We start from the raw sequence: 1,817 nt of genomic DNA, 5'->3' as shown, positions 1-1,817 counted from the left end.
ACGAACACCTGCGACAGCACGAGCGCGGGCTTGTCACCTTCCGCCGCCGGCTTGGCCGGATCGGCAGCCTTGTCGGTTGGTTTTGCCGCATCGGCGGCAGGCTTGGCTGCATCAGCCGCCGGCTTCATGGCATCGGCCGGCTTGGTGTCCGCAGGCTTGGCTTCCGCCGATTTGTCGGCTGACGGCGCGGCGGGTTTTTCCTCCGGCTTGGCTGGGGCCGCCTCGGCAGGCTTGGCCGGCTGCACCACGAAGATGTAGTCGCCATAGAGGCTTGTCGTCAGCGCCGTCTGCGGCAGGGTCAGCACGTTCTGCTCTTCGGGCAGCTCGACACGCACCTGCACGAACTGGCCGGGGGTCAGCTTGCCATCGGGATTGGCGACTTCCGCCCGGATGTTCACCAGCCGGCTGGACGAGTCGATCTTCGGGTCGATGCCGCGAATGGCGCCTGCGAATGGCCTGTCCTCACCGCCAAGGCCCAATCGAATCGTCTGGCCGATCTTGAGCAAGGCGAGTTGCTGTTCGGGAACCGAGAAATCGACCCGCATCGTGTCGAGGTCCTGCAATGTCACCACGGCGGTGCCGGGCGCCAGATACTGGCCGATATCGATTTTCGGAATGCCCACCGTGCCGCCGAAAGGCGCCGTCAGCTGCTTCTGTTCGAGTACGGCCTGCAGCTTGGTGACCTGAGATGCCGAGGCCGAGGCCGCCGCACGCGCCGTGTCCAGCGTCGAGTCGGAGCCGACGCCACGCCTGGTCAGTTCAATGGCGCGGGCCAGCGAGGTCTGGTCGAGCGCGGCCTGCGCTTTCTGTGCGTCGAGATCGGCGCGCTCGACGGCGTCATCGAGCTGCAGCAGAACCGCATTGTCGGCCACCTTCTGGTTGGCATGGAAAAGGATGTCCTTGACGATACCGGTGGTCTCGACCGCCAGGTCGACACCGCGCACAGCCTTGACCGTACCGATAGCCTCGACGCCTGGCGTCCAGGCCGAAGGCTTGGCGATGGTGGTCGACACGGTTGCCGCCGGCGGCTTCATCGATGCGAAATACTGCTTGATGCCGTTGTCGCGCAGGAAGTTGAAGCCGACGATGCCGCCGACCACGACGACGAGCAGAGCCAGAACCAGAACAATGATAAAGATACGGAGTATGCGCTTGAACAAGGAAGTCCCCTCAGTCGAAATCCGGCGCGAAGCGCGGATATCGGGACACATATCGACTGCGGGTCCCGATTTCAAATAATGGCGGTCTTCCTGTACCGTCTGGACGGTCTTGTCAATTGGGCCTAAGCTTGCGATGGGAGGCCCCATGAGAGCCCAAAGACCGAATTCGCGCGAGAAGATTCTCGCCGCGGCGGCTGATGTTGCCCGGGAATCCGGACCAGGCAGCCTGTCGCTGGATGCCGTAGCCAGCCGTGCCGGCGTGTCGAAGGGAGGGCTCCTCTACAATTTCCCGACCAAGGCCAAATTGATGCAAGGTTTGGTCGAAGGCTATCTGCGTGAGTTCGAGCACGCACTGGAAGCCGCCCGCACAAATGACAAGGACGAAAATCCCCTGGCTGTCTACATCAGGCTGTCAGCCAATGATTGCGAGGAAAAGCAGCCGTCGGCGTCCTGGATTTTCTCGGCCATCGCCGAGGATCCCGATTTCATGATGCCGATAAAGACCTTCAAGAGGCAGCTTTTCGAGCGGCTGAAAGGTGAGACGCCGGATCTCAAATCGCTGTTAATCTGCTATCTCGCCATCGAGGGATTGCGCAGCATGAACCTCTTCGATTCGGATGTCCTGTCGAAAGATGAGCGAGAGCTTCTGGTATCGTC

Annotated in this window: 2 protein-coding genes; one reads left to right on the top strand and one right to left on the bottom strand. The window is 61.7% G+C overall.

The window, feature by feature from the left end; all coding sequences use genetic code 11:
* Positions 1-1,160: efflux RND transporter periplasmic adaptor subunit (locus EN893_RS32175; protein ID WP_128362100.1), on the bottom strand; the 1,160-nt coding region annotated here is incomplete at its 3' end.
* Between the two features lie 145 nt (positions 1,161-1,305).
* Here EN893_RS32175 and EN893_RS32170 point away from each other — a divergent pair.
* The coding region (locus EN893_RS32170; protein WP_164901312.1) for a TetR/AcrR family transcriptional regulator at positions 1,306-1,817 on the top strand (512 nt) is incomplete at its 3' end.

This window comes from Mesorhizobium sp. M7A.F.Ca.CA.004.04.2.1 (assembly GCF_004022825.1).
GTDB lineage: Bacteria > Pseudomonadota > Alphaproteobacteria > Rhizobiales > Rhizobiaceae > Mesorhizobium.
The sequence above is the reverse complement of the archived record's forward strand: the minus strand, read 5'-3'. Positions and strand labels throughout refer to the sequence as shown.